Below are 26,167 nucleotides of genomic sequence, written 5' to 3' on the forward strand. Positions count from 1 at the left end.
ATCAGCTCCACAATTGAGGAAGTTGTGTAAATAACGTGTAGACGCCCATAATCGCCATGACGATGACAACCAGCGCACCTGAGCCTGTCAGCCAAAGCGGATGCTTATAATCACCGACAATGTTTTTCTTATATGCGGCAATAAGCAGCGTTCCAAGCGCAATCGGCAGAATCAAACCGTTCAGAGATCCGACAAGCACGAGAATTTTTGCCGGCTGGCCGATGGTGACGAAGGCTAATGTAGAAACGACAATAAATCCTATAATAATGCCGCGTGAATTCTTTTCAATTTTTGGAGAAAAGGTTTTAAAAAACGAAACAGATGTATAAGCGGCTCCGATAACAGACGTAATGGCCGCTGACCACATGATCAATCCGAAAATTTTATAACCGACATTTCCCGCTGCCAGCTGGAACACAGAGGCCGCCGGGTTACTTTCATCAATGTGCAGGCCTTTTGAAACAACGCCGAGCACAGCTAAGAAAAGGGCGATCCGCATGATGGATGTAATTAAAATGCCAATAACTGAGCTTTTTGTCACCTGGGGGATGGATTCCTTGCCTTTAATCCCTGCATCAAGCAAACGATGTCCGCCGGCAAATGTGATATATCCCCCGACGGTTCCGCCGACTAATGTGACAATTGCAAATATACTGATATGTTCAGGGACAAACGTGTTAGCCACAGCCTGTCCGACCGGCGGCGCTGTGGTGACCGCAACAAAGACAGTTAAAATAATCATGACAAAACCCGCGATTTGCGTAAAACGGTCCATCGCTTTTCCTGCTTCCTTGATGACAAAAATCAGAATGGCGATGACGGCGCTGATTAAGGCGCCTGTTTCTGGTGTAATACCGAACAAGACTTGAAGTCCGAGCCCAGCCCCTCCGATATTCCCGATATTAAAGGCAAGTCCGCCAAGCACGACGAGAATGGCGATAAAATATCCCAGTCCGGGAAGCACCATATTCGCAATCTCCTGGCCCCTTTTTCCTGAGACCGCAATGATGCGCCATACGTTGGTTTGAGCGAAGATATCCAAAATAATAGAAATGAAAATAACAAAACCGAAGCTTGCTGCGAGTGTGTTTGTGAATGTTGCGGTTTGTGTCAGGAATCCCGGGCCGATTGCTGATGTCGCCATTAAGAAGGCGGCCCCCATCAGCAATGACCAGCTGCCCGTTTTTTTCCCTGCTGTTTTTTTCTGCTGCTCCATCTATTTTCCTCCTTCTGATTACTCCTGCGCTGAAATAGCAGTCACTTCGATTCCGGCCGCTTTAAGCTCTTTTCGTATTTTTTGCGCAAACGTCAGCGCGTGGGCTCCATCTCCATGAATGCAAACTGTATCTGCTTTTAATGACACATCATGTCCTTGCTGAGATTTGACCGTCCCTTCTTTCACCATTTTGATCACCTGAGTGACGGCAGCATCATCGCTTTCAATGAGTGCGTCCGGCTGGGAGCGCGGCGTGAGCGTCCCGTCCGCTTGGTATGTTCTGTCGGCGAACACTTCACTTGCTGTTTGAAGCCCGATCCGTTCTCCCGCTTTTACAAGCTCGCTCTCAGCAAGGCCGAAAAGAATCAGTCCTGGATCTACCTTGCAGACAGCTTTTGCAATGGCGTCCGATAGCTTCTGATCGACTGCGGCCATATTGTACAAAGCGCCGTGCGGCTTGACGTGCTGCATGTGAAGTCCTTCCGCTTTTAAAAACCCTGACAAGGCGCCAATTTGATAAACCACAAGATCATATGCTTCCTCTGGAGAAATCGCCATATTTCGGCGGCCGAAGCCGAGCAAATCCGGGAGTCCCGGGTGAGCGCCGATTTTCACGCCTTTTTCAGCAGCAAGGGCAACTGTTTTCCGCATGACACTTGGATCCCCTGCATGAAATCCGCATGCGACATTCGCTGAAGTAACAAACTCTAAAATATCTTGATCAAGACCTATCGTATAGGCTCCGAAGCTTTCCCCTAAATCACAATTTAAATCAACTTGAAACACAGAATCCCTCCTGCCAAGCAAACGATTGCTTTATGTATTTTATTGTTCCGAAATTCGGAACGACTATTCCGAATTTTTGAACTTTATTTCATTATATTCAATCATATCAGTTTGTGAAATAACTTTGTTAGAAAACCTACCATGGTCCTAGAAGAAAATCTCCCTGATAAAAAAAAAGAAAAGAGTCCTTATCTCAGGACTCTTTTCTTATAGTACCCAATGACGTATCGCTTTAGCGACACCATCTTCTATATTTGTATCAGTGATCCAATCAGCCGTTTCCTTCACGACGTCTTGGGCATTGCCCATCGCTACGCCCAGTCCGGCTTCTTTGATCATCGCGATATCATTCAGGCTGTCGCCCATCGCCATGACATTTTCCATCGTAAAGCCGAGTTTTTCAGAAACCTTCGCAAGGGCTGCGGCTTTGTTGATGCCGAGCGCGTTGACCTCGATGTTTGTCGGGCTTGAGTTTGTGATTTCGAGCTCTTTATTTTTTCTGAGCTCCGCCAGCACTTCGTTTCGGATGTCGTCATCCTCTATGTCAAATCCGAATTTAAGCCATTCATGATCAGTGATGTTTTCCGGGAACTCGCCTCTCCACACTTTGTTAACAGTTGAAGCCCAGAAATTAGTGTTGTGCTTATTCCGCAAATCCCACATCATTTTGATGTGATCCGTGTGGAGCAGCTTGCGTTCCACTAAATTAAAATTCGAGTCCCAGATTTCGCTGCCGTTAGCCGTGATTAAAAAAGACGACAGCTTCAGCGACTCAGCCAGCTCCCGGCACGTCATCAGCGTCCGGCCCGTACTGATGACCACGTAAACACCTTTATCCTCCGCCTCACGAATCGCGTTGCGGTTTTCGTCTGAAATCAGCTGCTCGTCATTCAGCAGTGTTCCGTCCATATCAATAGCAATCAGCTTGATATTCACATCTTCTCTTTGAACAGACATATATGTACCTCTCTTTATCTTTTAGTTGTTCTGGTTCTATTCTAATACATTATACCCAGCGGAACAAAACAGCCATTTCACATGTTTCAAGTGGAGACATTAGAGGAAAACAAATGGTGAGGTGATAAAACATGAAAGAGAGAAAACAGCAGAACCGCCCTAATGAAAACCCCGAACATAATGACTTAACCGATCCGATACCGAATGAAGAGCTGAAGGAAAACATGAATGATGAAAAACAGAAGCGGCAGCAACGAGATGACTCACAAAGCGAACGGGATTACGATACGAAATAATAGAACCCCTCACAAATCGTAGTGAAGGGTTTTTTTCATTTTTCAATATAGATGCCGATTTCCGCTTCAGCAACAGGCTGCCCGCCCACTGACGCCTTGGCATGTCCAAACACAAACCCGCGCCGGTTGCGCGTGACTTCAAACGTAAGATCAAGCCGGTCACCGGGTATGGCCGCGCCCAGCTTTTCCGCTTTCTTCACGGAAGACAATAAGCCCAAGCTGTTTTCATCTGTAATTCCTGTAAAAGCCGCGGTTTGCGCAAGTGCTTCAATCACAAGTGAAAACGGCATTTCTGTTTGCGTGTCAGTGATAAACCAGTCGTTCTCACTGACCAGCTTATAAGCAGCTGCATGCTTGCCGGGCTCGCTTTCCGTCACGCCGTCAATCAATAAAAATGGGTAGCGGTGAGGCAGCATATATGGTTTCATCGTTCTCCACCCTTTCTTTCATTTCATCAAGCATTATCTCTTTTTTGCGTATGTATTCATTTTGCTACTCTTATCTCACTGAACGGATAAAAGACTAGAGTCTCCGTACCAATGATATCTTCATCAGAAGGCATCCCCATTCCATTTCTGCTGTCCACCGAATTGAGACGGTTATCTCCCATTACAAAATATTTGCCGGCAGGAACCTCAGCTTCAAAATCACTCGTGAGATTTTCCCCTGACGCTTGCATTTCTTGTTTATGCTCCTTTAGATACGGTTCGTCGACTTTCTTACCGTTTATGTATAGCTGATCATCCTTCATGATAATTGAGTCGCCAGGCAAACCGATTAACCGTTTTATAAATGAACGGCCGCTCTTTTCGTCATGAATCACGATGATGTCGCCTCTATGAAATCCGCCTGTATATTTGGCTGCTTTGTCAACCAACATTCGTTCTGAGTCTTTTAGCGTCGGAGCCATTGATGAACCTTCAACGAGATAGGGCATATAAAACGCCATTCTGATCATGAAAATGAAAGCTAGAATACATGCAGTACTGAGTACAATCCATTTGGTTTTTGATTTTTTCTTTAATGTGATCGTTTTTGCGTTCAACTTCTTCCACCTGATACCTTCCTAAGAATTCCATGTCATTATACAGCATTTGGATCTTCTTGGTTAGTGATCTGTTGAAATTTTTGTAAACGGCCGGGGCAACCATTCGTCCCGGCCTGCATGTTTATAAGTTTCTTAAACGCACACAAATTTCGTCAGTGACCTCTTCCGTCGTGCTTTGTCCGCCAATGTCGCGTGTTTTAATGCCGTCAGCCGTGACTCGTTCCATCACATTGAGGATCTTTGCCCCCAGTTCTTCCTCTCCGAAATGGTCAAGCATCAGCTTGGCTGTCCAAATCTGGCCGATTGGGTTGGCAAGGCCTTTGCCGGCAATATCCGGAGCTGAGCCATGAACCGGTTCGAACATGGATGGGTACTTGCCAGACGGGTTAATGTTCGCAGACGGCGCAATGCCAATGCTTCCCATCAGGCTCGAGCTGATGTCGGTTAAAATATCACCGAACAGGTTGCTCGCCACAATGACATCAAACGTTTCCGGACGCGTAGCGGCCAACGCATCAATATGCTGGGATGACGTTTCGATTCCGCTATAATCAGCCGCAGTCTGCTGAAAGACTTCATCCCAAAACGGCATCGCGTGATAAATTCCGTTGGACTTTGTTGCGCTTGTCACATGACCGCGCCGTTTTTTCGCCAATTCGAAGGCAAAACGCATGACACGTTCTGTCGCTTTTCTCGTAAACACGGCATTCTGGATGGCGATTTCATCGTCACCCCTGTGAATGCGTCCGCCGATTTCACTGTATTCACCTTCACTGTTCTCGCGAATCACCACTAGATCAAAATCGTTCGGATGCCGCAGCGGCGACGTGATGCCGGCCATTTGTTTGGCTGGTCTCATATTAATGGAAAGCTCAAGCTCTCTCCGGATCTTCAGCAGCAGCCCCCATAAAGAAATATGGTCTGGAACCAGTTTCTGATTTCCGACCGCCCCCAAGAAAACCGCTTCAAATTGAGTGAGCGTATGTATTCCGTTCTCAGGCATCATTTCGCCGTGCTCCATATAATAGTCACAGCTCCATGGAAATGACGTAAATGAGAATGACAAACCTCCGTGAACCTCAGCTGCTGTATGAAGCACTTTCTCAGCAGCAGTCACAACCTCTTTTCCTACTCCGTCTCCCGGTATTGCCGCAATCTCGAATTGTTTCATCGTCATTCTCCTCCCCCTGTTATCGTAAGCGTTTTCTATTATACTAGATTGCGAGATGGTAAAAAAAGCCCGTGACGTATAGTCACGGGTCCGGTTATTGATTCAGTTTTTTTAAAACGATGGCATGCAGCGGTTCATGAGACGGAATACCGCACACCTCGTGAAGCACTCCGCTGTATCCTTTTTCCGCGATCAGCGCTTGCAGCTCGACCGCTTCCGGATCACCGGCAAAGTCGAATCGCAGCGCCGCAGCAATGCCTTCTGCCAGCGCATTCGGCTCTTTGATTTTCTTCGCCGGACCTACAAGCCTGTCATTTTCTCCAAGCTTTCTGAGCGGCGATCTCGCCACACGGGTCACATCGTCGGTGATGAATTCATTTTCAAAGCGGCCGATGATTTTTTTAATATATTGCTCGTGTTCTGATTGCTTAAATCCATACGTTTTAATGAGATAATCACCGGTTTCAAGCAGCGCCGAGTGAACAACACGGCGGATTTCCGGATGATCGATCGCTTCTTTTATCGTTTTTAATCCGCGCTGATAGCCGACATAGGCCGTTACAGCATGCCCGGTATTAACGGTAAACAGCTTTCGTTCGATGTACGGCGTTAAATCATCAACAAACAGCGCCCCTTTTATTGCCGGTGTTTCCCCTATAAAGCCTGATTCGTCGATGACCCATTCAAAGAACGGCTCAACCGACACTTTGAGCGGATCTTCATGATGCTGAATCGGCACGATCCGGTCAACCGCGGAATTTGGGAATCCGACAGTGTTGTCGATAGCCTCCTGCTCCGCCTCTGTTAAGTGGCTGTATACTTCTTTTTTTAAGAAGCTGCTTCCGCCAATCATATTTTCACAGGCAATGATATTCAGTGTGTCGGCAGAGCTTCTTCGTCTTAAGCCTTCTGCGATAGACGGGGCAATCAGCTTTAATACATTCGGGCCGACAGCCGTCGTGATGAGCGCCGCCTCATTGATCAGCCGATACAGCTCCTCCGGCTGGCTGCCGCTGTTGATGGCGCTGACCGGGCCGATCACCTCTGATGAACGCCCTTCTTCTGCGAGTTCAACAGTGTATGCCCGTTTTTCATTAAGGAGGCCGACCATCGTGTCATTTACATCCGCAAACACCACTTCATAGCCGGAGTGGTGAAGCAGCGTACCGATAAAGCCCCTCCCGATATTACCCGCACCGAAATGTAAGGCAATCATGCTAGTTCACCTCGTTAAAAATCGCGATCAAATCTTCTTCGCTTTTCGCAGAAATCAGGCGTTCAATGTTTTCTTCTTCTGAGCAGATGATGGCGATGTTAGACAAAATGTCTAAATGCTCGTTATTTTTTCCGGCAATGCCGAATACGACTTTGGCTGTGTTTCCTTCTCCATACTCTACTCCGCCAGGAATTTGAATGATTGAAATCCCTGAGTGAAGCACTTCGCTTTTGGCATCTTCTGTGCCGTGGGGGATGGCAATAAAATTCCCCATAAAGGTAGAAGATGTTTCTTCCCGTTCAAACATTTTTTCAATATAATCGTCTGTCACGTAGCCGTTGTCAATCAGCGTTTGGCCCGCCAATCTGATCGCTTCTTCTTTTGTTGCAACCGTTTGATTGAGTTTGATGTTTTCTTTTGCGAGTACTTGCATGAGTATCACTCTCTTTCTATGAGATTACTTTTTTAGCTTTTCAATAAGCTCGTCATATTTCGGACTGTTTAAGAAGTTCTCCACTGATATGTGCGTCGCATTTGGCAGCTTTGCCTTTGCTCGATCTGTTAAGTCTTTGTGGGTAATGACAATATCCGCATCGCTCGGCAGATTGTTAATCGCCGTGTTGGTCACACTGATATCCAGGTCTGCTTTTTTGACTTTGTTTCTTAAAATCGAGGCCCCCATCGCGCTTGAGCCCATTCCGGCGTCACATGCGAAAATAATGTTATTGACGCTTTCAGGAGACAGCTCAGACGCTTCCTCAGCTTTTGCTTGTTCTGCCTCTAAAGCAGCGGCAGCTTGGCTTTTCTTCCCCTTCATGGACTGCATTTTTTCTGTTGCCGCTGCGAGATCTTCTTCGCTTGCTTTCGAAGACTTCAGGATCACAGCTGACACGATAAACGAAACGGCTGCAGCGACCAATACGCCTGCCAGCACGCCGAAGTATCCGCCTCTTGGCGTCATGGCCATCAATGCGATAATGCTGCCTGGTGACGATGCTGCAACTAGACCGGCATTAAAGATAGAGAACGTTAGGAGTCCGCTTGCTCCGCCTGCAATCGCTGCCAGAATCAATGCCGGCTTCATTAAAATGTACGGGAAGTAAATTTCGTGAATCCCCCCGAAGAAATGAATGATTGCCGCTCCAGGAGCCGTTGATTTTGAAGATCCTTTTCCAAAGAACATATACGCGAGCAAAATGCCGAGCCCCGGTCCAGGGTTTGCTTCTACTAAAAACAGAATTGACTTTCCGGTATTGGCTGCCTGCTCGATTCCAATCGGGCTTAAGATACCGTGGTTGATCGCGTTATTTAGGAACAAGACCTTCGCCGGTTCCACGAAAACGCTTGCAACAGGCAGTAAGTTAGCGTGTACAATGACCTCTACACCGGCTGCCAGTAATTTATTTAACGTCAGAACGACTGGGCCGATCGCATAAAACGCGAGAATCGTTAAAGCCGCGCCGACAATTCCTGCCGTAAAGTTGTTAATCAGCATCTCAAAGCCTTGTTTTACTTTGTCCTTGAATAATTTATCAGTTTGCTTAATGAGATATCCGCCCAGCGGCCCCATTATCATCGCGCCTAGAAACATCGGAATATCCGACCCGACAATTACCCCGATTGCCGCCGTCGCACCGACGACTCCGCCGCGGTGGTCGTAAATCATTTTTCCGCCTGTATACGCTATCAAAAGCGGCAGTAAATACGTAATCATCGGGCTGACCAGCGTATTCAGCTGCTCATTCGGAAACCATCCCGCCGGAATAAACAAAGCGGTAATGATACCCCACGCGATAAACGCGCCGATATTCGGCATGATCATTCCGCTCAAATAACTGCCAAAGCGCTGAACTTTCACTTTCATGCCGCCTTGCTGGTGTTCTTGCTGCATATATAAACCCTCCCTGTTTTGTTTGTCGCTAAAAGAATGATAATGTCAGAGAATGATGCTTCCCTTTGACTCTATATTAAAACGCTTACAGTGTGTGCACAATTGAAAGTAAAGAGGACTTTGGCACATGGGTGTGACAATTTTTTAAAAATAAAAAGGCTCCTGTTTTAGGAGCCTTTTCTCTTTCCTCTATAAATAATCTTGCCGTTTTGAATCACATGCTTCGCGATCATCCGTTCACTCACAATAAATACAGGATAGGCGCACACAAGCGCAAAAACTGCCATCGGCACATGCTGAACGGCCGGAATCATTGAGCCTGCCGCATTGCGAAGGAGCATCAAAAGATAAATAAGCAGCACGATGAGTGCCAAAGACACAATCATAATCGGAGCTGATACTTTATATTCGTAAAGCCGTTCCCGGCAGTGTCCGCAGCGAAATTGGCACGGGACATTTGACGATCTGACCATGTCGCCTGTCAAAGGTTTGCCGCAGTTCGGGCATACTGTTTCTTTCATATGGTATTTTCACTCTCCATTCATATGTCCATTATACCAGAGACCCTTCTGTTTCGTTTTGTTACTGTTCAACACATTTTCACATTTTTTATCATCAGCATACTTGTCTCGGTCTTTGAAATCCTCTACGCTTAAGAAGATCTTAATGAAGGGGATGTATGAATGCTTCCGATTAATAGACAGCAGCACATACTTGAGTGGCTGAAAAAAGAAGGCGCGCTCAGAATTTCTGATATCAGTCAGCGGTTCGGTGTGTCAGAAATGACAGTATACAGAGATGTGAATCAGCTTGTCCAATCAAACCAGGTGATAAAAACGGCCGGCGGCATCACGCTCCCAGTCCGTGCGCCTCAGGCTGATCACATGTGCAGCTATTGCCTAAAGCCGGCCAATCAGGCTTATTCGGTCCAGCTGATCACGATGACACAAGACATTGAACAGCTGTGCTGCGCACATTGCGCGTTTTTGCGGTATGCAGATAAAACGGAAGAGGTTTCTCATTTGATTTGCAAAGACTTTCTGTTACAAACTACGGTCAGTGCCTCTTCGGCTTATTTTGTTGTAAACGCTGAATTAAATCTGCACTGCTGCCAGCCGCAGGCCATACCGTTTGCGACTCTTGACCATGCTGAACGTTTTCAAAAAGGCTTTGGCGGAGCCGTCCGCACCTTCGATCAAGCGCTGGAAGACATGCTGAGGGACAGAAAAAAGCGCTGCACCTGCACCAAGAAATAACACAACATAATTAGCGGAAGGTGGTGTCTGAGTAATGCAACGAAACAGATGGTGGATCATACTTCTGCTTTTTCTTGTTTTCCTGCCGAAAACAAGCTTTGCTCACGCCTATATTGTCAAATCTTCACCCGGAGAAAACAGTGAATTAAAAAGCGCTCCCGCACAGGTGGACATTGAATTTAATGAACCGGTTGAAGAGGGCTTTCACTACATTAAAGTCTATAATTCAGACGGCGACCGGGTGGATACGGACAAAACAGAGATCAAAAAAGACAACAATCACATCATGACCGTGAAGCTGAAAAAGAATCTGCCTCATGACGTGTACAGAGCGGAATGGAATGCCGTTTCGGCAGACGGGCACCCTGTTTCCGGCGTCATCCCGTTCAGCATCGGAAAAGCGGATGGAGGGTTCAGCAGCCAGAAAACATCAGGCTCAGCCCTGAATCCGGGAACAGCAGCAGACCGCGCCATTCTGTATACAGCCTTTTCTCTGTTTATCGGGACCGTTTTCTTCCATCTCTTCTGGTATAAAGGGGACGGAAAAAAACTCGCCAAACGGACGAAGCGTTTGCTTGTCATCTCAGTCACTGTGCTGGGGCTGGCGCTCCTGCTTCAGCTTCCGATACAGACAAAAGCGAATGCAGGCGGCGGCTGGGGCAATGCCTTTCAGCCGGGGTACATGAAGGAGACGCTGTTTGAAACCGCGGGAGGCACAATTTGGATGATTCAGGCCGTGCTGTATGTACTGCTTGTCCTGTCTGCCATCCCAGTGTTACGCAAAAAGCGTTTTGCGTCCTTCGCATATTGGACGGCGCCGCTCATTTTCTTTTTCGGTCTCCTGCTTGCCAAAGCGTTTACCGGACATGCCGCTGTTGTTGAAGAAAAGACAGTCGGTATCCTGATGGATTTCCTTCATTTATCGGCCGCCTCCATCTGGATCGGCGGAATAGCGGCCATCGTTTTACTGCTGTCACAGGAGTGGAGACAGCCGGACAAAACGCTTGCTTGGGAGACGGTGAAACGGTTCTCTCCATGGGCGCTCACAGCAGTCGGTGTCATTTTGTTCTCGGGCTTGCTCAATGGATTTTTCATCATTCGGTCAATGGATTCACTGTTCCATACGGCGTATGGCCAAGCCTTGTTAGTCAAAAGCGGACTGTTTGTTTTGATGCTGATTCTGGGCGGTATTCATTTTCTGCTCACCAGAAAACGGCAGGGGTCCAAAATCACCCGCACGCTAAAAGCGGAATGGGCAATCGGCATCGCTGTCCTGATCACAGCTGCCGTATTTACAAGTCTGCCAAGTCCGCCTGAGCCCGCACCCGAACCGTTTTATCAAACGAAAGCGATTGAAAACGGGCAAAATGTTTCTCTCAGCATCAGCCCGAACCAGCCCGGCAAAAACGAGTTTGAACTCAGGGTTACCGATCATAACAGAGACCCAGTAAAAAACATTCAGCAAATCACCTTGACCGTTTATAAAACGGGACTGTCAGGCAGCAAAAACAAAAGCACGTTTCAATTGAAGGAAAAAACAGATGGCATCTTCCAGACTGAAAACCTGTCCATTAATGAAAAGGGAAACTGGAAGATCAAAGTCCACGGACTGACCGGCGACTTTAACGAAATCAATATCATGTTTACAAAGACAAATTAAAGGAGTGTTTGAGTTGTTGAAAAAAATCGCATTCACACTATGTCCAGCTGTTATCGGCTCTCTTTTATTCTTTACGGCGCCTGCCAGCGCGCACGTGTCAGTAAAACCGGCTGAATCCGCCGCAGGCTCATGGGAGACCTACACAATGAAGGTTCCTTCCGAAAAAAATCAGCCGACAACAAAGGTTGTTTTAAAAATGCCAAAGAATGTTGAGTTCCAGCAATACGAACCGGTTCCGGGCTGGAAGGTGTCTACTGCCAAACACGACGACAAATCAGTGTCCGTGACGTGGGAAGCCACTGACAGAGGCATTCAGGAAGGCCAATTCCAGCAGTTTACCTTTGTTGCCAAAAACCCTGATAAAGCGGAGGAAGCCGCTTGGGATGCCTATCAATATTACAAAGACGGCAGCATTGTTGAATGGACAGGCGATGAAGATGCGGATACGCCTCATGCCATTACAAAAATCACTACATCCAAAGAAGTAACAGACGAGCACGGCGCCACTCAAACGAAAGATGATTCTGCTTCTGCAGACTCAGGTTCATCGGCTCTTGATATCACAGCGATTGTGCTGTCTGCGGCAGCCATTATTTTATCTGTTGCAGCTCTAGTAAAGAAAAAGCGCGACTAAAGAAAAAGCGATCCAGATGAGTTCTGGGTCGCTTTTTTTTGATTTATCCGCGTCCTGCCTGGAAGGAAGGGTATTGTGTCATACCGCCGTCCGCGAATAACGTAATGCCTGTGACGTAGCTGGCTTCCTTCGAAGCAAGCCAGGCTGCCACTGCCGCAATTTCCTCCGGTTCACCGATATATCCCATCGGAATCATGCTTTCTACATCTGCTCTCTGCTTAGGATCAGCAAATTTTTCAGCATTGATTGGCGTGTTGATCGCGCCTGGCCCGATATTGTTGACACGAATGCCTTTCGGCGCATATTCCAGCGCCAATGTTTCCGTCATCAGCTTGATTCCGCCTTTACTTGCCGCATAGTGAACAAATAATGGCCACGGAATCACTTCATGTACGCTCGACATATTAATGACATTTCCTTTTATATCGTTTTCAACAAAATATTTAATCGCTTCACGGCTTCCTAAAAAGGCGCCCGTTAAGTTCGTGCTGATGACTTTTTCCCAATCCTTGAGCGGCATTTCATGAGACGGCACGGGATTTTCAAGACCGGCATTATTAATCATAATATCGAGTGTGCCGAACTCTTTAATCGCTGTTTGAACGATGTTTTTCACATCTTCCTCTTTCGTTACGTCTCCTTGGACGACAATGGCTTCACCGCCCGCCTTGATGACCTCTTCTTTTACCTCGTTTGGATCCTGTTTATTACTGTAATAGTTGATGACCACTTTCGCCTGCTCCTTGCCGAAGCGAATGGCCATTGCCTTTCCTAATCCTGAAGCAGCTCCTGTGATAGCGACGACTTTTCCTTTTAAATCCGGATACATATTCATCCTCCTTAACTGTTATGAATTCGTTTTGGCGATTCCTAAAAATACGGCAGCCGCAATAATCAGTGCAATCCCGATCGCAATCGCAATCAGCTGGCGTTTTGATTTCTTTTCACGCAGGATGAAAATACCGCCAAGCGTCGAGATGACAATTCCCATTTGAGAGAGAGAAAAGCTTGTGGCAACGCCGACTTTCGGCTGAGAAATAAACAAAAACATATTTCCCCCTGCCCAGATTAAGCCCGGGAGAATATTTCGGATGGCATACTTATTGAAGGGCTTGTGCTTATAGGTTAAAATGACCCCTCCAATGACCATCCCGATCGCCTGCGGCAACAGGGCGGACCATCCAGATACATTAAATAATCTTGCGACAACGACATAAATCAAATAACCCAATGTCGAGACCAGAAGGATTAAAATGCCCTTTTTTAAGTTGCTCGGCTCTCCATCTTTTTTGTCTTTCTTATCTTCTAATGACGTGAGAACGATACCGACAATAATAAAGATAAGAGCGAGGACTCCAAGTGTAATCGAAATCGGTGTTGACCACTCTCGGAAAACAATGACGCCGAACAGTGAGGTAGAAACAAGCTGCATCCCTGTGGATATCGGCATCGTTTTGGACACACCCATTAACTGAATGCTTTTGAGCTGGTTGCTCTGCCCAAGTGACCAAAATAAGCCGGATATAATTCCAACGATAAAAATGCGCATGGACAAGACGGGTTGGACAAACAAATAAATAACGATAGAAACAATTAACGCCCCGATCGTCGTTCCCAGTGTTTGGCTATACGGCCCGCCGCCTAATTTAACATTGAAGAGAACAATGCTCCCCCAAAACAAAGCCGGGAGAAGAGCCAAAAATAAATCCATTGTTGGGGAACCTTCTTTCAAAATGTATTTGCTGTTATTTTGGCTGGAATTGATGTGTTTATTCGCTGAAACAAAAAAAGAGCTGCCGGATCTTCCGGCAGCTCTTCAGGAGCATATCGTTTCGTTTATAAACCGATGGACATATATTTTGTTTCAAGGTATGGTTCGATACCTTCTGAACCGCCTTCACGGCCGATTCCGCTTTCTTTCATTCCGCCGAAAGGAGCTTGAACCGCGGACGGTCCTCCGTCATTCCAGCCGATAATTCCGTAATCAAGGTTCTCGGAAATATATATGCCGCGGCGGTAATTTTCTGTGAAGAAATAAGCAGCCAAGCCGTACGGTGTATCGTTGGCGAGCTCAATTGCTTCATCAATATCTGTAAAAGTGACGATTGGCGCAACAGGGCCAAATGTTTCCTCGTGCATGATATTCATGGACGTATCGACGTCAGCGAGCACTGTCGGATTGACAAAGTAGCAGCCTTTATCATCGTTTCGTTCATAAGTGCCCCCAGCGACAACCTTCGCTCCTTTTTCAACCGCATCATCAATTTGGCTGACGATTTTTTCAAAGCCCCTTTTGTTGATAATCGGACCGACGTCTACGCCTTCCTCAAGTCCGTTTCCTACCTTCAGCTTCGATACTTGCTCGCTCAGTTTCGCAGCAAATTCATCTTTGATGGATTCATGGACGATGAGCCGGTTGGCGCATACGCAAGTCTGACCCGCGTTTCGGTATTTAGACACCATTGCCTGTTCAACAGCAAGATCAATGTTTGCATCTTCATCCACAATCAGCGGGGCATGTCCGCCGAGCTCCATGGATACGTGTTTCACAGTATCGGCGCTGTTTTTCATCAGGATTTTCCCTACAGGTGTTGATCCTGTAAAGGTGATTTTGCGGATTTTCGGACTGCTTGTAAAAACGTTTCCGATCTCCTCGCCATCACCGATGACAACCTGAAGCACGTCTTTTGGAATACCTGCTTCGTATGCGAGGCGTGCAAGTTCATAGGCTGACAGCGGTGTATCAGGCGCCGGCTTGATAATAAACGTACAGCCGGCAGCAAGAGCAGGCGCCGCTTTACGTGTAATCATCGCATTTGGGAAATTCCAAGGCGTAATCGCGGCAACTGGGCCGACTGCCTGGCGCGTCACGACAATTCGTTTTCCGGTTGTCGGAGCCGGAACGGTTCTTCCGTATACACGCTTCGCTTCCTCTGCGAACCATTCGATATAACCGGCGCCGTACAGCACCTCTCCGACAGCTTCCTGGTACGGTTTTCCGTTTTCCTTCGTAATTAAATCTGCAAGTTCTTCTTTATGTTCAACGATTAGCTCATACCACTTTTTCAAAAGAGACGCTCTTTCGTTCGCTGATGTTTTAGACCATGATTTAAACGCTTGATGTGAACGTTCAATGGCTTCTTCTACTTCCTTGGCTGATTGCTGAGGAATCGTTTTGATCGCCTCGCCTGTAGCCGGGTTGTAGACCGTTAATTGATCTGGCATATTGAACATTCCTTTCTATTCTTGGATTTACTTAAAATGATAGCAGACCCGTGTGCGGTCTTTCCAATGATTAAGCTCGCAGACCTGCTTCCACAATGTGGAGCCCTTCATTCAGAAGGTCATCTGAAATAACCAGCGGCGTCAGGAAGCGGATGATATTGCCGTTGATTCCGGCTGTCAGCAGCAGCAATCCGTTTTGATTCGCGTACGCTGCGATGGCTGCCGCTTTCGCTTTATCAGGTTCACGTGTTTCAGGGTCTTTGACGATCTCGATTGCTGCCATCGCCCCAAGTCTGCGGATGTCACCGATAAACGGGTATTCTGTTTTCCATTCAAGCGCTTTTTCTTCAATGATCCTGCCGATTTCCTCAGAACGTTCATTCAGGCCTTCTTCTTCAATAATGTCCAAAACAGCCAATGCCGCCGCGCACCCAAGCGGACTTCCCGCATACGTGCCGCCGAGCTCTCCGGGCGCCGCCGCATCAAGCATTTCCGCGCGTCCGATCACACCGCTTAACGGCAGCCCAGCCGCAAGAGATTTCGAAACCGTGATCAGGTCTGGCACGACATCAAAGTGCTCGATCGCGAAATAAGTGCCCGTTCTGGCAAATCCGGTTTGAATTTCATCGGCTACAAAGACGATGCCGTGTTCTTTACAGAAGGAAGCGACGTGCTGCACAAACCGTTTAGAAGGAATAATGAATCCGCCTTCTCCCTGCACCGGCTCCATCACAACACACGCTACCGTTTCAGGAGCAACTGCTGCGATAAAGAAGTCATTGAACGCTTGAATGACCATATCGTCATATGCATCATCACTCAGTCCGGCAGGCTTCTGATAATAATACGGAAACGGCGCCTGGTATACTTCTGATGCAAATGGGCCGAAACCGAATTTGTACGGCTTTACCTTGCTTGTCATGCTCATTGTCATATTCGTGCGTCCGTGGAACCCGCGTGTAAACGAGACAACGCCTTGGCGCTTGGTATACTTTCTGGCGATTTTCACAGCGTTTTCCACCGCTTCCGCTCCGGAATTGAGGAAAATCGCTTTTTTCTCATGAGTGCCAGGCGCAATGCCGCAAAGCTTTTCAGCTAATTCAATATAAGACGGATACATCATGACGTTAAAGCCCGGATGGATCAGCTCCTCCGCCTGCCGCTTCACAGCTTCTACCACCTTCGGATGCGAGTGTCCGACGTTTAAAGTTCCAATAGCACCCGCAAAATCAATAAATCTCCGGCCGTCCAAATCATACAGCTCTGCTCCCTCTCCTTTTACCGCCAGGCTGCGGTTTCCGTTGCTCACACCTTTTGAGACAAATTGGTCCCGTTTTTGCTGCCACTCTGCTGTAGTGAAAGTTGATGCCGTTGTTTGACTCATGTGAATCCCCCCACTGTCATTATTTTCTTACCATTCTGACTTCTTTTTGGTATGATGAAAAGTACCAATTATAACTTTTTGATGGTACCAGAAGGAGACACCGCAATGGACATCACAATCACTCTCGATCGCTCAGAAAAAGCAGATTATATCTATCAGCAGATTTATCAAAAGCTGAAAAACGAAATCCTCAGCCATAATCTGCTGCCCCACTCGAAGGTTCCCTCCAAACGAGAGCTGGCTGAAAAGCTGAAGGTCAGCGTAAACTCTGTGAATTCAGCCTATCAGCAGCTGCTCGCCGAAGGGTATTTGTACGCTGAAGAAAGAAAGGGTTTTTTCGTCGAACAGCTGGACACATTTCCCTCTGAGGAACAGCCCTCATCTTCACTGCCGGATGATCTGAAAGAGGTTCATATCGATCAAAGCGATTGGATATCTTTTTCACATATGAGTGCCGATACAGATCATTTTCCAATGAAAAGCTGGTTTCGCTGTGAGCAAAAAGCGGCTGCCCGCTCACACCGCACGCTCGGCGACATGTCTCATCCGCAAGGCATATATGAGGTAAGAGCCGCCATTACAAGGCTCATCTCTCTGACGCGGGGTGTGAAATGCCGGCCGGAACAAATCGTCATCGGGGCGGGCACCCAGGTGCTGATGCAGCTGCTGACTGAGCTTTTGCCTCAGGACGCGGTGTATGCGATGGAGGAGCCTGGCTACAGGCGAATGTACCAGCTTTTGCAACATGCCGGAAAACAGGTGAAGACGATTATGCTTGATGAAAAAGGGATATCCATTTCTGAAATCATCAGACAGAAGCCTGATGTATTAATCACTACCCCTTCGCATCAATTCCCGGCCGGGACAATTATGCCTGTGTCCCGGAGAATTCAGCTGCTGAACTGGGCAGCGGAGCAGCCGAGCCGCTATATTATTGAGGATGATTATGACAGCGAATTTAAATATGATGTAGACAGTATCCCGGCGCTCCAAAGCCTTGACCGCTTTCAAAACATCATCTATATGGGCACATTTTCAAAATCACTTCTCCCCGGATTGCGGGTCAGCTACATGGTGCTGCCGCCGAAGCTGTTACGGGTATACAAAAAGCGGGGCTATGACCTGCAGACATGCTCGTCGCTCACCCAGCTCGCCCTGCAGGAATTTATCGAGTCCGGAGAATATCAGAAGCATATAAAAAAAATGAAGCAGCATTATAAAGAAAAGAGAGAACGCCTCATCCGCGCATTAGAATCAGAGTTTGGAGGGGAGATTACAGTAAAAGGGGCAAATGCGGGACTGCATTTCGTCACTGAATTTTACACCTGCCGCACAGAACAAGAGATCCTCGCGCATGCCGCCGCCCAACAGCTTGAAATCTTCGGGATGAGCCGGTTTCGCTTAAAAGAAAGCCGTCCGCAGCCGGACAAACCCGCGCTTATTATCGGCTTTGCACGGCTGAGGGAAGAGGACATTCAGGAAGGTGTGCAAAGACTTCGCCGCGCTGTTTATGGAACATAAAAAAATCCCCTGTTCAGGGGATTGATTTACCAGCGCTCCTGGTCCACGTTCAGCACTGCTTCAAGCAGGCCCGGAAATGCCCTTTCAAGATCTTCTGTGCGAAGCGAATAATAACGGCGCTTTCCTTCTATGCGTACTTGAGCGATGCCCGATTCTCTTAATACTTTAAAATGGTGGGACAAGGTCGACTTTGCAACCTGTACATCAGCACAGGTGCTGCACGTTTTCTCTTTTGCTTCGGCCAATTGCTTCACCAGCTCTAAACGTAGCGGATCACTCAGTGCGTGAAGAACCTTTGTCAGCTGCAATGTTTCTGTTTCTGGATGGTTTGGAATGTTCATGACACAAATGTATCACACAACAATTAGAATGACAATTTTACTATTTGAGGGTTTTTCCTTTACCTGATTTTGATTACATGGTACATTTAGTTCGATCAAATTCGAACAATAAATTTTAAAGACAAATGGAGGAGATTTACATGATCGTATTACAAGCTTATATGAAAGTAAAACCCGAAAAACGCGAAGAATTCTTGAGCGAGGCACAATCGCTCGTTCAACATTCAAGAGCCGAGGAAGGCAACGCCCAATACGACCTTTTTGAAAAAGTAGGCGAAGAAAATACATTCGTGATGCTTGAACAATGGAAAGATGAAGCGGCGATGAAATCACACAATGACACTGCGCATTTCCAAGCATTTGTAGCAAATGCCAAAGAACTGCTGAGCGCTCCTCTTGATGTTGTACGCACAGAGCTCAGCGAGTAAGGAAAGGATGTCTCACATGAACGAAGTAATCAAATCATTAACAGATCACCGCTCCATCCGCAGCTATACGGACGAGCCGGTGTCAGAAGAGCAGCTAGACCACATTATACAAGCGGTGCAATCAGCCCCTACTTCTATCAACGGGCAGCAAGTGACTGTCATCGCGATTCAGGATAAAGAGCGGAAAAAGAAAATCTCCGAACTGGCGGGCGGACAGCCTTGGATTGACCAAGCTCCAGTTTTCTTGCTTTTCTGCGCAGACTTCAACCGGGCAAAAATTGCGCTTGAAGATCTGCATGACTTCAACATGGAAATCACAAACGGGCTAGAATCCGTTCTTGTCGGCGCTGTAGATGCCGGCATCGCACTTGGCACGGCGACAGCGGCAGCTGAATCACTCGGTCTTGGCACTGTTCCGATCGGCGCGGTTCGGGGAAACCCAAATGAATTGATCGAGCTGCTTCAGCTTCCGAAATACGTGTTCCCTGTATCAGGTCTTGTCATCGGCCATCCTGCTGATCGTTCAGCGAAAAAACCTCGTCTTCCAAAGGCAGCGGTTTATCATAAAGAAACGTATTTGCAGCAGGACGAGCTGACATCACACATTCAGTCATATGATGAACAAATGGCCGAATACATGAAAAACCGGACCAACGGAAAAGAAACACGAAACTGGTCACAAGGCATCGCCTCATACTATGAGCGCCTGTACTATCCGCATATTCGTGAAATGCTCGAAAAACAAGGGTTTAAAGTTGAAAAATAAGCCTCACCCGGCCTGTCGGAATTCCGGCAGGCCTTTTTATTTGTCCGGATAAAATCCATTGACTTTCATTTTGTTTATTTGGTAAAATTTTATCAATGTTACTCATTGGTTTTCTGTGAACCAATGGGTTTTCTATTGTTCAAGAAAGAAGGAAGCCATGAGATGCTTGATAAAAAAACAGAAATCTTGTTAGCCGCGCGGAAGCTTTTTTCTGAAAAGGATTTTACGTCGGTTTCCATGCAGGCAATCGCAGAAGAATGTAAGATATCAAAAGCTTCGATATATAAGCTGTTTCAGTCGAAGGAAGATTTGCTTTTGGAGCTGCTGACGTTTAACCAGAAGCAAATGGTGGCCGCGGCATCAAGACTGCAGGAAAATACCGCACTGACACCGGAGGAGCGTTTGATTCAAAAGGTCAAAATGGAGCTGGAAGGATTCAGGCGGAATCAGCAGTTTTTTAATATGCTGACCTACGGAAACCCCAAGCTGCACAATGACCGTGTAAAACAGCATATCCATCAGACCAGATCAACGATTATCTGCTGGCACCGCGATTCGCTGATCCAGGCGTATGGAGAAACCATTCTCCCGTTTGTATGGGATTTAGTGATCATTCTTCACGGCATGATGCGTGAGTTTTTAATGCTGATCAAAATAGAGGAAAAACCGCTTGAGCTTGACCCGATCGCAGCGTTTATCATCAGCACCCTCAATCAGATTGTCAAAAACAGAGAAACACGGCAGTCCCTGATTCCGCCTGAGACCATCGAGCTTTATATCCAATCGGCGTCCTCCTACCAGCCAAAGGATAAATCACTCCTGTTATCAGAAAGCCTGAAAGAATTACATAAAGGCATCTCTTCCCTGCCCGCCGCGGATTATGATATCGATGAGCTGACATCCGCTGCAGCCATGCTGGAAGAGGAAGCAAAAAAGGAAGAGCCCCGCGCCTTTTTACTGAAATCACTGATTGGCTATCTGGAACAAACCGGTGTTTTAACACAGCAAATTTCTATGTTAAAAACACTGCTAATTACTTAAAGAAAAGAAGGGATCTTATTGGACACAAGTATTGAAAAAAAACCGTTTAACCGTTCTGTCATTGTCGGCATTTTGTTAGCCGGGGCGTTTGTCGCCATTTTGAACCAGACACTGTTAATTACCGCTCTCCCCCATATCATGAGGGATTTTCATATAGATGCAAACCAAGCCCAATGGCTGACGACTTCATTTATGTTAACGAACGGTATTTTAATTCCGATTACTGCGTTTTTAATTGAAAAATTCACGAGCCGTACGCTTCTCATTACGGCGATGAGTATTTTCACTGCCGGAACAATCGTCGGCACGTTTGCCCCGAACTTTCCGGTTCTGCTGGCGGCCCGTATCATTCAGGCAGCCGGAGCCGGCATTATGATGCCGCTCATGCAGACAGTATTTTTAACGATCTTTCCGATTGAAAAGCGCGGCCAGGCTATGGGTATGGTCGGATTGGTCATCTCCTTCGCGCCTGCGATCGGACCGACTCTTTCAGGATGGGCAGTAGAAGCTTTCTCATGGAGATCATTGTTTTATATCATTCTTCCGTTTGCCGTGATCGATTTGCTTCTCGCTATCATTCTTATGAAAAACGTGACGACATTAAGAAAAACACAGATTGATATTTTATCAGTTATCCTGTCGACACTTGGATTTGGCGGGCTGCTCTATGGCTTCTCAAGCGTCGGCTCTTACGGATGGACCAGCTCAACGGTTCTGATTTCACTGCTAGTGGGCGTGATCGCGCTGCTCTTATTTATTACAAGACAGATGAAGCTTGAAAAACCGATGCTGGAATTCCGCGTATTTACGTTTGGTATCTTCAGCTTAACAACCCTGCTGGGAACCCTTGTCTTTGCATTATTAATTGGTACAGAAACAATTCTGCCGCTGTATACACAAAACGTCAGAGACGTCACAGCCTTTGATACAGGGCTTATGCTTCTTCCGGGAGCCATTGTAATGGGCTTCATGTCACCGATTATCGGAAGAATTTTTGACCGTGTCGGCGGAAGAGGCCTGGCGATTGCAGGTTTCTGTATCATCTTCCTGACATCACTTCCGTTTATGCAGCTGACTGACCATACGTCACTGGCTTGGATTGTCGTTTTATATACCGTTCGTCTCTTAGGGACAGCGATGATTATGATGCCTGTGACAACAGCCGGAATCAATGCGCTGCCGCGCCACCTGATTCCGCACGGAACAGCGATGAACAATACGGTTCGCCAAGTCGGCGGCTCCATCGGAACTGCTCTCCTGGTATCCGTGATGAGCAACCAGGCGGCACATGCAGGAACCACAAATGTAAAACACGCCGCTCTGCACGGCATGAACGCCGCTTTTATCGTGGCAGCCTGCATCGCGCTTGCCGGCTTACTTCTATCCTTTACATTAAAGAAACCTCAGCGCCCTGCCGAACAGCAGCCGGCACGCTGATCCTATAAAAAAAGAGCCCCGCTTTGAGAGCGGAGGCTCTTTTTGGTTTTACTTCTCTAACCCGTCTTTCACTTCTTTAATCATTTGCGTCATTGACTCAAGTCCGCCTCCTGATAAGTACCAAGTAGCTGAATCAAGGTAAACGACATGATTATTTTTCACGGCGTTTACGTTTTTCACATAGTCATTTTCAACGACTTGTTTTGTAGATGATGTTTCTCCGATTGCTGTACCGCGGTCAATAACAAACAGGTAATCAGGGTTTGTTTTTGAAATGTACTCATATGAAACGCTTTGTCCGTGAGTAGACGCTTTAATATTTTTATCAGCCGGTGTCACCCCGAATACGTCATGGATCAGGCCGTATCTTGATTTAGATCCGAACGCGCTGATTTTTCCGTCGTTCGCCATCATCACAAGGCCGTTTTTGTTTTTCTTTTCAGCTGTTTTCTTAAGATCCGCAATTGAGTTATCAATTGTTGCGAGCTCGTCTTTTACTTCATCTTCTTTATCAAAGATTTTACCGATTGTTTGTGCATCTGATTTAAATGATTCCATGTAGTTCGCTGTATCTACGCCAAGGTAAATGGTCGGTGCAATATTAGAGAATTCTTTGTAGGACTCAGATTGTCTGCCAGAGATAATGATCAGGTCAGGGTCTAAATCCGCTACTTTTTCAAAGTCTGGCTCTTTTAAGCTTCCGACATCAGCATATTTGTCATCTTTGAATTTGGACAGATATTTAGGAAGGGCTTGTTTCGGCAGGCCCGCTACTTTATCATCAAGACCTAATTTATCTAATGTATCTAAGCTTCCTAAATCAAATACAACGACTTTTTTAGGGTTCTTTGTCACTTTTGTGCCGTTTTTGTCCAGCTGGTGTTTCACCGTCATTTGTTCTTTCTTCGTGTCAGAACCTTTGCTGCTTGAGCTTTGGTTTCCGCAAGCGGAAATGACAACAGCCGTCACCAATGCGATGAATAGAATTGCAAACTTTTTCATGCTCTTCACCTCTTCTGTATATTAAGAAAAATAAACACCTATTCTTTGGTTATCAATCGTCTGAATCGGGATGGTCATATCGTAGATTTCTTCGAGCACAGAGGTTTCAATCATCTCCTTCGGCGGCCCCTCTTTTACGATTCGGCCGTTTTTCAAAGCAACGATATGATCGGAGTAGACGGAAGCAAAGTTGATATCGTGAATTACGATCACGATTGTTTTTCCAAGCTCCTCTACCAGCCTCTTCAGAAGCTTCATAATTTCAACTGAATGTTTCATATCCAGGTTGTTCAGCGGCTCATCCAGAAAAATGTAATCCGTGTCCTGGGCAATGACCATTGCGATAAAAGCCCTTTGGCACTGTCCCCCGCTCAGCTGATCCAAGTACTTATCCTGAATCTCCTCCAGCTTCATATAACTGAGCGCCTGGTTGATATGAACCCAGTCTTCCTCTGTCAGCCGGCCCTGTGAATAGGGGAATCTGCCGAAGCTGACAAGGTCTTTGATGGTCAGTCTGATATTGATTTGGTTCGCCTGCTTTAAAATACTCATTTTTTTGGCAAGCTCTTTGCTGTCGCAGGTTCCGATCTCTTCTCCGTCTATGAAAATCTCACCGGAATCCTTTTTGATCAGGCGGCTCATAATAGACAGCAGCGTACTTTTGCCGGCGCCGTTAGGACCGATAAACGAGGTGATTTTGCCTTTTTGAATCGTGACTGACGTCTCTTCAAGGACAACTTTCCCTCCATATTGTTTGCTTACATTTTTGACCTCTACCATGATTTATTCTCCTTTAACAGCAAGTAGATAAAATAAATCCCGCCGGCAAAATTAATAATAACGCTCAGCGTCGTTGAGAAGGTGAATACTTTCTCAACCACAAACTGTCCCCCGACTAACGCAATAATGCTGATTAAAACAGAACCTGCGATTAAGTACGAATGCTGATATGTTTTCAGAAATTCTCTCGCCAGGTTGACGACGAGAAGCCCCAAGAACATAATCGGGCCGACAAGCGCTGTAGAAACAGAAACAAGGATCGCGATCACGATCAGCATCTGTTTGACAACTTTGTCGTAGTTAATGCCCAAATTGACGGCGTGTTCACGGCCGAGTGACAGCACGTCAAAAAATTTCGTGAAACGCCAGACATAGATACCGGTCAGCAGGAAGATGATGAAGGCGAGCCATAACAAATCAGTGTTGATGTTGTTAAAGCTGGCAAACATTTTGTCCTGCACAACCTGAAACTCATTCGGATCAATCAGCATCTGCATAAAGGAAGACAGACTGCTGAACAGCGTGCCGAACACGATTCCGATGAGCAGAAGAAAGAAGATATTTTTCCCCTCACCTTTGAACATGATCTGATAGAGAACAAAAGAAAACAGCACCATCAGCAAAACAGAGATGATGAAGTTGATGTTTTTATTCATGATTACGATATTCATAGAACCGAACAAAAAGATGATGACGGTCTGAATCAGCATATAGAGAGAATCAAGGCCTAAAATGCTGGGCGTCAGGATGCGGTTATTCGAGATGGTTTGGAAGATCATCGTCGAAAACGCAATCGCTCCGCCTGTCAGCATAATGGCAGCGACTTTTTTGATTCTTCTCGGCAGTGTGTAATCCCAATTGCCTAAGTCATAAAACAGAAACAAACCGATACATACAACGGCTATACCAACGAGCAACGCAATTTTCATCTGGTTACGCATACGCTTTTCTCCTTAACAGCATAAACAGGAAAATGCCGCTGCCGATGATTCCGACCATCAGACCAATCGAGATTTCATATGGGAAGATAATGACTCTGCCCAATATATCGCAAAACAGAACAAAAACCGCTCCCAGCAGCGCAGTGTGCGGCAGGCTGTTTTTCAGGTTGTCTCCTCTGTAGATCGATACAATGTTCGGGATGATTAAACCGAGAAACGGAAGCATACCGACAGTCAAAATAACAAGTGACGTAATCAGGGATACGATAATGAGCCCGATGTTCACAACCCGTTTATACTTGAGGCCGAGGTTGACAGAAAAGCTTTCTCCCATACCCGCCACTGTAAATTTATCCGCATAAACATAGGCAATGATGACAAGCGGAATACTCAGATAGAGAAGCTCGTATCTCCCTTTCACAACTAAGGAGAAATCCCCCTGAAGCCATGATGACACGTTCTGGATCAGGTCATATTTATACGCGATAAACGTCGCGATTGAGCTGACGATATTCCCGAGCATTAAACCGACTAGCGGAATAAAGATGGTGTCGTTAAACTTGATTCTTTCAAGAATTTTCATAAACAGAAAATTGCCGACTAAAGCAAAGACAAAAGCAATCAGCATTTTCATTAAAGGACTTGCCGATGTAAACAGAAGCAAGGATATTAAGATTCCCAGCCTCGCCCAGTCCATCGTGCCGGCCGTTGTCGGTGACACGAATTTGTTTCTGGTGATCTGCTGCATAATCAGCCCGCAGATGCTCATGCTCATGCCCGCGATTAGAATACTGATCAGCCGCGGCAAACGGCTGGCAAAGAGCGTTGACGCCTCTTCTTTGCTTAAATCAAAGAGATCAAGCGGCGACAGATCTTCTACGCCGATAAATACAGAAGTGACTGCTAATATGATAAGTAGAAAAAATAAGTAACGTAGCTTCATGCTGCCTCCTTACATCCTCACAGCAAAAAGAACGTATCTCCTACTCCGCAAGGACTCAAAACGATATGGCCATATAGTAATTGATTATCATTATCATTTACATATTACCATTTTTCTAGTGTTAGTCAATATTCTTTAAAAATATTAACTTCGTTATCTATTCAATTTTACTAATCATTCAAACCATTTCCCATCACAAATCGTTAGTCTGTTTACCATATTTATCT

The 26,167-nt window shown here is 46.4% G+C and carries 27 protein-coding genes and 1 pseudogene; 9 read left to right on the forward strand and 19 right to left on the reverse strand.

The features are described from left to right. Nucleotide 1 precedes the first annotated feature (1 nt). From DIC78_RS07910 to DIC78_RS07920, 3 genes are all read right to left on the reverse strand, one after another. A complete protein-coding gene (locus DIC78_RS07910) occupies nt 2-1,216 on the reverse strand; it encodes an NRAMP family divalent metal transporter (RefSeq protein ID WP_105991490.1) in 1,215 nt (404 codons plus the stop codon). Between the two features lie 18 nt (nt 1,217-1,234). Beyond that, nucleotides 1,235-2,002 carry a 5-oxoprolinase subunit PpxA gene (gene pxpA / locus DIC78_RS07915; RefSeq protein WP_127695960.1) on the reverse strand — a complete coding sequence of 256 codons (768 nt, stop codon included), beginning with the start codon at nt 2,000-2,002 and terminating at the stop codon, nt 1,235-1,237. A 207-nt stretch (nt 2,003-2,209) separates the two neighbouring features. Beyond that, a complete protein-coding gene (locus tag DIC78_RS07920) occupies nt 2,210-2,959 on the reverse strand; it encodes a Cof-type HAD-IIB family hydrolase (protein WP_024120241.1) in 750 nt (249 codons plus the stop codon). Nucleotides 2,960-3,090: 131 nt separating this feature from the next. On the opposite strand from DIC78_RS07920, the gene DIC78_RS07925 reads away from it, so the two are divergent. Further along, nucleotides 3,091-3,255, forward strand: a complete 165-nt coding sequence (locus DIC78_RS07925; protein ID WP_024120240.1) for a hypothetical protein — start codon at nt 3,091-3,093, stop codon at nt 3,253-3,255. A gap of 35 nt (nt 3,256-3,290) precedes the next feature. On the opposite strand, the gene DIC78_RS07930 is transcribed toward DIC78_RS07925, so the two are convergent. The 7 genes from DIC78_RS07930 to DIC78_RS07960 all read right to left on the reverse strand — a co-directional run bounded on the left by DIC78_RS07930 (nt 3,291) and on the right by DIC78_RS07960 (nt 9,102). Continuing rightward, the gene (locus DIC78_RS07930; RefSeq protein WP_024120239.1) at nt 3,291-3,683 is read right to left on the reverse strand and encodes a 3-hydroxyacyl-ACP dehydratase FabZ family protein; all 393 of its coding nucleotides are present in this window, start codon (nt 3,681-3,683) and stop codon (nt 3,291-3,293) included. Nucleotides 3,684-3,739: 56 nt separating this feature from the next. Then, nucleotides 3,740-4,300, reverse strand: a complete 561-nt coding sequence (gene sipU / locus DIC78_RS07935; protein ID WP_127695962.1) for a signal peptidase I sipU — start codon at nt 4,298-4,300, stop codon at nt 3,740-3,742. 124 nt (nt 4,301-4,424) lie between these two features. Beyond that, the gene (locus DIC78_RS07940) at nt 4,425-5,480 is read right to left on the reverse strand and encodes a tartrate dehydrogenase (protein ID WP_127695964.1); all 1,056 of its coding nucleotides are present in this window, start codon (nt 5,478-5,480) and stop codon (nt 4,425-4,427) included. Between the two features lie 88 nt (nt 5,481-5,568). Continuing rightward, entirely contained in the window at nt 5,569-6,690 is a 1,122-nt protein-coding gene (locus tag DIC78_RS07945; RefSeq protein WP_127695966.1) for a mannitol-1-phosphate 5-dehydrogenase, read from the reverse strand. 1 nt (nt 6,691) lies between these two features. Beyond that, complete coding sequence (locus tag DIC78_RS21780) at nt 6,692-7,123, reverse strand: PTS mannitol transporter subunit IIA (RefSeq protein WP_059291950.1); 432 nt, start codon at nt 7,121-7,123, stop codon at nt 6,692-6,694. Nucleotides 7,124-7,147: 24 nt separating this feature from the next. Next, the gene (locus tag DIC78_RS07955) at nt 7,148-8,581 is read right to left on the reverse strand and encodes a PTS mannitol transporter subunit IIBC (RefSeq protein ID WP_127695968.1); all 1,434 of its coding nucleotides are present in this window, start codon (nt 8,579-8,581) and stop codon (nt 7,148-7,150) included. A gap of 167 nt (nt 8,582-8,748) precedes the next feature. Next, a complete protein-coding gene (locus tag DIC78_RS07960; RefSeq protein WP_106022293.1) occupies nt 8,749-9,102 on the reverse strand; it encodes a hypothetical protein in 354 nt (117 codons plus the stop codon). A gap of 162 nt (nt 9,103-9,264) precedes the next feature. Between DIC78_RS07960 and DIC78_RS07965 the strand changes: the two genes are divergently transcribed. From DIC78_RS07965 to DIC78_RS07975, 3 genes are read left to right on the forward strand one after another with little or no spacing between them, the layout of a single operon-like run. After that, complete coding sequence (locus DIC78_RS07965) at nt 9,265-9,837, forward strand: copper uptake transcriptional regulator CutR (protein WP_106022292.1); 573 nt, start codon at nt 9,265-9,267, stop codon at nt 9,835-9,837. A 34-nt stretch (nt 9,838-9,871) separates the two neighbouring features. Continuing rightward, nucleotides 9,872-11,497, forward strand: coding sequence for a copper transporter YcnJ (locus DIC78_RS07970; RefSeq protein ID WP_127695970.1), 1,626 nt, complete (start codon nt 9,872-9,874; stop codon nt 11,495-11,497). 13 nt (nt 11,498-11,510) lie between these two features. Then, nucleotides 11,511-12,131, forward strand: coding sequence for a YcnI family copper-binding membrane protein (locus tag DIC78_RS07975; protein ID WP_127695972.1), 621 nt, complete (start codon nt 11,511-11,513; stop codon nt 12,129-12,131). A gap of 43 nt (nt 12,132-12,174) precedes the next feature. Here the strand turns inward: DIC78_RS07975 and gdh are convergent, their stop codons facing one another. The 4 genes from gdh to gabT all read right to left on the reverse strand — a co-directional run bounded on the left by gdh (nt 12,175) and on the right by gabT (nt 16,740). Further along, nucleotides 12,175-12,960 (reverse strand): glucose 1-dehydrogenase, encoded by a 786-nt coding sequence (gene gdh / locus DIC78_RS07980; RefSeq protein WP_044161863.1) that lies wholly within the window; start codon nt 12,958-12,960, stop codon nt 12,175-12,177. An 18-nt stretch (nt 12,961-12,978) separates the two neighbouring features. Beyond that, a complete protein-coding gene (gene glcU / locus DIC78_RS07985) occupies nt 12,979-13,842 on the reverse strand; it encodes a glucose uptake protein GlcU (protein WP_024120228.1) in 864 nt (287 codons plus the stop codon). Between the two features lie 125 nt (nt 13,843-13,967). Next, entirely contained in the window at nt 13,968-15,356 is a 1,389-nt protein-coding gene (gene gabD, locus DIC78_RS07990) for a succinate-semialdehyde dehydrogenase (RefSeq protein ID WP_127695974.1), read from the reverse strand. A gap of 70 nt (nt 15,357-15,426) precedes the next feature. After that, on the reverse strand, nt 15,427-16,740 hold the full coding sequence (gene gabT / locus DIC78_RS07995; protein ID WP_106021014.1) for a 4-aminobutyrate--2-oxoglutarate transaminase: 1,314 nt from the start codon (nt 16,738-16,740) through the stop codon (nt 15,427-15,429). Between the two features lie 105 nt (nt 16,741-16,845). Here gabT and gabR point away from each other — a divergent pair. Next, nucleotides 16,846-18,286 (forward strand): annotated as a pseudogene (gene gabR / locus DIC78_RS08000) (MocR-like transcriptional regulator GabR). A 1-nt stretch (nt 18,287) separates the two neighbouring features. Here the strand turns inward: gabR and DIC78_RS08005 are convergent. Next, complete coding sequence (locus DIC78_RS08005; protein WP_024120224.1) at nt 18,288-18,602, reverse strand: ArsR/SmtB family transcription factor; 315 nt, start codon at nt 18,600-18,602, stop codon at nt 18,288-18,290. A gap of 140 nt (nt 18,603-18,742) precedes the next feature. On the opposite strand from DIC78_RS08005, the gene DIC78_RS08010 reads away from it, so the two are divergent. The 4 genes from DIC78_RS08010 to DIC78_RS08025 all read left to right on the forward strand — a co-directional run bounded on the left by DIC78_RS08010 (nt 18,743) and on the right by DIC78_RS08025 (nt 22,274). Next, nucleotides 18,743-19,030, forward strand: a complete 288-nt coding sequence (locus DIC78_RS08010) for a putative quinol monooxygenase (RefSeq protein ID WP_044161872.1) — start codon at nt 18,743-18,745, stop codon at nt 19,028-19,030. A gap of 16 nt (nt 19,031-19,046) precedes the next feature. After that, complete coding sequence (locus DIC78_RS08015) at nt 19,047-19,796, forward strand: NADPH-dependent oxidoreductase (protein WP_010333031.1); 750 nt, start codon at nt 19,047-19,049, stop codon at nt 19,794-19,796. Between the two features lie 162 nt (nt 19,797-19,958). After that, entirely contained in the window at nt 19,959-20,837 is an 879-nt protein-coding gene (locus DIC78_RS08020; RefSeq protein ID WP_127695978.1) for a TetR/AcrR family transcriptional regulator, read from the forward strand. A gap of 18 nt (nt 20,838-20,855) precedes the next feature. Beyond that, entirely contained in the window at nt 20,856-22,274 is a 1,419-nt protein-coding gene (locus DIC78_RS08025; RefSeq protein ID WP_095714088.1) for an MDR family MFS transporter, read from the forward strand. 48 nt (nt 22,275-22,322) lie between these two features. Here DIC78_RS08025 and DIC78_RS08030 read toward each other — a convergent pair whose 3' ends face one another. The 4 genes from DIC78_RS08030 to yclN are packed head-to-tail and all read right to left on the reverse strand — an operon-like array spanning nt 22,323 to nt 25,940. Next, nucleotides 22,323-23,276, reverse strand: a complete 954-nt coding sequence (locus tag DIC78_RS08030) for a siderophore ABC transporter substrate-binding protein (RefSeq protein ID WP_127695980.1) — start codon at nt 23,274-23,276, stop codon at nt 22,323-22,325. Nucleotides 23,277-23,297: 21 nt separating this feature from the next. Next, nucleotides 23,298-24,056 carry a petrobactin ABC transporter ATP-binding protein YclP gene (yclP, locus tag DIC78_RS08035; RefSeq protein WP_106021019.1) on the reverse strand — a complete coding sequence of 253 codons (759 nt, stop codon included), beginning with the start codon at nt 24,054-24,056 and terminating at the stop codon, nt 23,298-23,300. Beyond that, nucleotides 24,050-24,997 (reverse strand): petrobactin ABC transporter permease YclO, encoded by a 948-nt coding sequence (gene yclO, locus DIC78_RS08040; protein WP_127695982.1) that lies wholly within the window; start codon nt 24,995-24,997, stop codon nt 24,050-24,052. The genes yclP and yclO overlap by 7 nt, the downstream gene beginning before the upstream one ends. Next, nucleotides 24,990-25,940, reverse strand: a complete 951-nt coding sequence (gene yclN, locus DIC78_RS08045; RefSeq protein ID WP_010333025.1) for a petrobactin ABC transporter permease YclN — start codon at nt 25,938-25,940, stop codon at nt 24,990-24,992. The genes yclO and yclN overlap by 8 nt, the downstream gene beginning before the upstream one ends. Nucleotides 25,941-26,167: the final 227 nt, after the last annotated feature.

This window comes from Bacillus halotolerans (assembly GCF_004006435.1).
GTDB classification, from domain to species: Bacteria; Bacillota; Bacilli; order Bacillales; family Bacillaceae; genus Bacillus; species Bacillus halotolerans.

What these genes read in the sequence shown, in the direction of transcription:
- DIC78_RS08020 (WP_127695978.1), top strand. Translation starts at nt 19,959, where the DNA reads ATGCTTGATAAAAAAACAGAAATCTTGTTAGCCGCGCGGAAGCTTTTT.
- yclP (WP_106021019.1), bottom strand. Translation starts at nt 24,056, where the DNA reads ATGGTAGAGGTCAAAAATGTAAGCAAACAATATGGAGGGAAAGTTGTC.
- yclN (WP_010333025.1), bottom strand. Translation starts at nt 25,940, where the DNA reads ATGAAGCTACGTTACTTATTTTTTCTACTTATCATATTAGCAGTCACT.
- DIC78_RS07965 (WP_106022292.1), top strand. Translation starts at nt 9,265, where the DNA reads ATGCTTCCGATTAATAGACAGCAGCACATACTTGAGTGGCTGAAAAAA.
- gdh (WP_044161863.1), bottom strand. Translation starts at nt 12,960, where the DNA reads ATGTATCCGGATTTAAAAGGAAAAGTCGTCGCTATCACAGGAGCTGCT.
- DIC78_RS07955 (WP_127695968.1), bottom strand. Translation starts at nt 8,581, where the DNA reads ATGCAGCAAGAACACCAGCAAGGCGGCATGAAAGTGAAAGTTCAGCGC.
- gabD (WP_127695974.1), bottom strand. Translation starts at nt 15,356, where the DNA reads ATGCCAGATCAATTAACGGTCTACAACCCGGCTACAGGCGAGGCGATC.
- DIC78_RS07925 (WP_024120240.1), top strand. Translation starts at nt 3,091, where the DNA reads ATGAAAGAGAGAAAACAGCAGAACCGCCCTAATGAAAACCCCGAACAT.
- DIC78_RS21780 (WP_059291950.1), bottom strand. Translation starts at nt 7,123, where the DNA reads ATGCAAGTACTCGCAAAAGAAAACATCAAACTCAATCAAACGGTTGCA.
- DIC78_RS07940 (WP_127695964.1), bottom strand. Translation starts at nt 5,480, where the DNA reads ATGACGATGAAACAATTCGAGATTGCGGCAATACCGGGAGACGGAGTA.
- DIC78_RS07960 (WP_106022293.1), bottom strand. Translation starts at nt 9,102, where the DNA reads ATGAAAGAAACAGTATGCCCGAACTGCGGCAAACCTTTGACAGGCGAC.
- DIC78_RS07920 (WP_024120241.1), bottom strand. Translation starts at nt 2,959, where the DNA reads ATGTCTGTTCAAAGAGAAGATGTGAATATCAAGCTGATTGCTATTGAT.
- DIC78_RS08005 (WP_024120224.1), bottom strand. Translation starts at nt 18,602, where the DNA reads ATGAACATTCCAAACCATCCAGAAACAGAAACATTGCAGCTGACAAAG.
- DIC78_RS08010 (WP_044161872.1), top strand. Translation starts at nt 18,743, where the DNA reads ATGATCGTATTACAAGCTTATATGAAAGTAAAACCCGAAAAACGCGAA.
- DIC78_RS08015 (WP_010333031.1), top strand. Translation starts at nt 19,047, where the DNA reads ATGAACGAAGTAATCAAATCATTAACAGATCACCGCTCCATCCGCAGC.
- DIC78_RS07945 (WP_127695966.1), bottom strand. Translation starts at nt 6,690, where the DNA reads ATGATTGCCTTACATTTCGGTGCGGGTAATATCGGGAGGGGCTTTATC.
- yclO (WP_127695982.1), bottom strand. Translation starts at nt 24,997, where the DNA reads ATGCGTAACCAGATGAAAATTGCGTTGCTCGTTGGTATAGCCGTTGTA.
- DIC78_RS08030 (WP_127695980.1), bottom strand. Translation starts at nt 23,276, where the DNA reads ATGAAAAAGTTTGCAATTCTATTCATCGCATTGGTGACGGCTGTTGTC.
- DIC78_RS07930 (WP_024120239.1), bottom strand. Translation starts at nt 3,683, where the DNA reads ATGAAACCATATATGCTGCCTCACCGCTACCCATTTTTATTGATTGAC.
- DIC78_RS07910 (WP_105991490.1), bottom strand. Translation starts at nt 1,216, where the DNA reads ATGGAGCAGCAGAAAAAAACAGCAGGGAAAAAAACGGGCAGCTGGTCA.
- glcU (WP_024120228.1), bottom strand. Translation starts at nt 13,842, where the DNA reads ATGGATTTATTTTTGGCTCTTCTCCCGGCTTTGTTTTGGGGGAGCATT.
- DIC78_RS07970 (WP_127695970.1), top strand. Translation starts at nt 9,872, where the DNA reads ATGCAACGAAACAGATGGTGGATCATACTTCTGCTTTTTCTTGTTTTC.
- gabT (WP_106021014.1), bottom strand. Translation starts at nt 16,740, where the DNA reads ATGAGTCAAACAACGGCATCAACTTTCACTACAGCAGAGTGGCAGCAA.